Origin of the sequence: Serratia sp. HMSC15F11, from assembly GCF_001808215.1 — a bacterium.
GTDB classification, from domain to species: domain Bacteria; phylum Pseudomonadota; class Gammaproteobacteria; order Enterobacterales; family Enterobacteriaceae; genus Serratia; species Serratia nevei.
This window is the reverse complement of sequence record NZ_KV792429.1, coordinates 1-2,581: the sequence shown is the minus strand read 5'-3', so window position 1 is coordinate 2,581 and position 2,581 is coordinate 1. Positions and strand designations below refer to the sequence as shown.

Genomic DNA, 2,581 nt, shown 5'->3' with positions numbered 1-2,581 from the left:
AAAATGTGTCAACGCTATTCAGGACGGGTCAAGATAAAAAAATAAGGCGCTCATAGCGCCTTATTTTTTTGCCTTTTCTGCCCGTTGCCGGCGCAGCTCTTTCGGATCGGCTATCAGCGGCCGGTAGATCTCCACCCGGTCGCCGTCGTTCAGCGTATCGACCAGCTTGGCCGGGCGGCTGTAGATGCCGATTTTATTGCTCTTGAGATCGATATCCTGGCGCAGCTCCAGCAGGCCCGAAGCCTGGATCGCCTGCTCGACGCTGCTGCCCTCGGCCAGTTTCACCTTGCGCAGGTACTGGCGCTCCGGCAAGGCGTACACCACCTCGACCTGGATGTCAGACACTGTAGACCTCTTTCGCCCGCTGGGTGAATGCCTGCACCATGCTGCCCGCCAGCTCTTTGAACACCTTGCCGAACGCCAGCTCAATCAGTTTGTTGGTGAACTCGAAGTCCAGGTGCAGCTCCACCTTGCAGGCCTCTTCGCTCAGCGGCGTGAACTGCCAGCCGCCCATCAGCTTGCGGAACGGGCCATCGACCAGCTGCATATTGATGCTCTGGTTATCCAGCAGCGTATTGCGCGTGGTGAAGGTCTTGCTGATACCGGCCTTGGCGACGTCCACCGCGGCGGTCATTTCGTTGGAGGTAGCGTTAAGCACCCGGCTGCCGGTGCAGCCTGGCAGAAAATCGGGATAAGAATGAACATCGTTAACCAACTGATACATCTGCTCGGCGCTGAACGGCACTAATGCAGACCGACTGATCTGGGGCATATCATTTCCTGTGAGACATAAAACGTACAGATAATACCATTTATCTGGCGGCAAACAAAAAATCTGCTAAGGGATGAGGGCGCCAAAAATGCGAAAAATTGCGCAGGTGCTGAAGGGGAAAGGATTTCTTTCGCTGAAGCATCCAGTATAATGAACGCACTATGACAAAGAAAAAAGCACACAAACCCGGTTCCGCCACCATTGCTCAAAACAAGCGCGCGCGTTTCGAATACTTCATTGAAGAAGAATTCGAGGCGGGCCTGTCGCTGCAAGGGTGGGAAGTTAAATCGCTGCGTGCAGGCAAAGCCAACCTCAGCGACAGCTACGTGACGTTCCGTGACGGTGAAGCCTATCTGTTTGGCGCCACCATCACCCCGCTCAACGTGGCTTCGTCGCATGTGGTGTGCGATCCGACGCGTACCCGTAAACTGCTGCTGAACCGACGCGAGCTGGATACCCTGCTCGGCCGCGTCAACCGCGAGGGTTACACCGTGGTGGCCTTGTCCCTGTATTGGAAAAATGCCTGGAGCAAGATCAAGATCGGCGTAGCCAAAGGCAAGAAAGAGCACGACAAACGCGATGACATCAAAGATCGCGAATGGCAGACGGCGAAAGCCCGTATCATGAAGCACGCCAATCGTTAAGCCGCTGGCTTATCGAGGTAAACTTCTGGTATACTGCACAAAGTTACTTGGGGCTGATTCTGGATTCGACGGGATTTGCGAAGCCCTAGGAGCATGCCGAGGGGCGGTTGGCCTCGTAAAAAGCCGCAAAAAAATAGTCGCAAACGACGAAAACTACGCTTTAGCAGCTTAATACCCTGCTTAGAGCCCTCTCTCCCTAGCCTCCGCTCTTAGGACGGGGATCAAGAGAGGTCAAACCCAAAAGAGATCGCGTGGACGTCCTGCCTGGGGCTGAAGCGTTAAACTCAATCAGGCTAGTCTGTCAGTAGCGTGTCCATCCGCAGCTGGCCGGCGAATGTAAAGATTGGACTAAGCATGTAGTGCCGACGGTGTAGTAATTTCGGACGCGGGTTCAACTCCCGCCAGCTCCACCAAAATTCTCCATCGGTGATTACCAGAGTCATCCGATGAAGTCCTAAGAGCCCGCACGGCGCAAGCCCTGCGGGCTTTTTTGTACCCTCAATTTGTCCCGCGAAGTCTGATGCCAACTAATTAAATCCGAACCTTTTAGGCACCTTGTTAGGCACCTCATAAAGCTTTATTGTTTTTGAGGTGCCTAAAACTATGGAAACCCGGCAATGGCAAGACAAACCAAACCTCTATCCGTTAAGGAAATCGAATCCGCCAAACCTAAGGAAGAGGACTATGTTCTTTACGATGGCGATGGCCTTGAGCTACTCATCAAATCCACCGGAAGCAAAATATGGCAGTTTCGCTACATTCGCCCTGTTACCAAGAAACGTGCGAAAAAGAGCATAGGCCCCTACCCGTCAGTTACCCTTGCCGATGCTAGAAACTACCGGGCAAAGTCACGCTCTCTCCTGGCGAAACAAATCGACCCTCAGGAACATCAGCAAGAACAACTTCGCAGTTCGCTGGAAGCTAAAACCAATACTTTCCAGCTCGTAGCTGAACGATGGTGGAATGTGAAGAAAGCCAGCGTGACAGAGGACTATGCCGACGATATCTGGCGCTCTCTTGAAAGAGATGTCTTTCCTGTGATTGGCAAGGTTAGCGTTACAGATATTAAAGCTCACACACTGGTTCAGGCCGTCCAATCGGTTCAGGCCAGAGGAGCACTGGAAACCGTTCGTCTGACCTGCCCCCCGTTGATTAATACACCGTG

4 protein-coding genes and 1 other RNA gene are annotated in these 2,581 nt (G+C 53.0%); 3 read left to right on the top strand and 2 right to left on the bottom strand.

What is annotated here, in order from left to right; genetic code table 11:
• Positions 1 to 60: 60 nt before the first annotated feature.
• Both HMPREF3138_RS08395 and HMPREF3138_RS08390 read right to left on the bottom strand, forming a co-directional pair.
• Entirely contained in the window at positions 61 to 345 is a 285-nt protein-coding gene (locus tag HMPREF3138_RS08395) for an RnfH family protein (RefSeq protein ID WP_038875612.1), read from the bottom strand.
• Entirely contained in the window at positions 338 to 772 is a 435-nt protein-coding gene (locus tag HMPREF3138_RS08390) for a type II toxin-antitoxin system RatA family toxin (protein WP_004929096.1), read from the bottom strand. The genes HMPREF3138_RS08395 and HMPREF3138_RS08390 overlap by 8 nt, the downstream gene beginning before the upstream one ends.
• A gap of 161 nt (positions 773 to 933) precedes the next feature.
• On the opposite strand from HMPREF3138_RS08390, the gene smpB reads away from it, so the two are divergent.
• The 3 genes from smpB to HMPREF3138_RS08375 all read left to right on the top strand — a co-directional run.
• On the top strand, positions 934 to 1,416 hold the full coding sequence (smpB, locus tag HMPREF3138_RS08385) for an SsrA-binding protein SmpB (RefSeq protein WP_004929094.1): 483 nt from the start codon (positions 934 to 936) through the stop codon (positions 1,414 to 1,416).
• A 49-nt stretch (positions 1,417 to 1,465) separates the two neighbouring features.
• Positions 1,466 to 1,829, top strand: a transfer-messenger RNA (tmRNA) gene (ssrA, locus tag HMPREF3138_RS08380).
• A gap of 204 nt (positions 1,830 to 2,033) precedes the next feature.
• On the top strand, positions 2,034 to 2,581 hold a 548-nt coding region (locus HMPREF3138_RS08375; RefSeq protein WP_038883332.1), incomplete at its 3' end, for an integrase arm-type DNA-binding domain-containing protein.

Bases quoted from the DNA above. Each gene is read 5' to 3' on its own strand.
- HMPREF3138_RS08390 (WP_004929096.1), bottom strand. From the start codon at position 772: ATGCCCCAGATCAGTCGGTCTGCATTAGTGCCGTTCAGCGCCGAGCAG.
- smpB (WP_004929094.1), top strand. From the start codon at position 934: ATGACAAAGAAAAAAGCACACAAACCCGGTTCCGCCACCATTGCTCAA.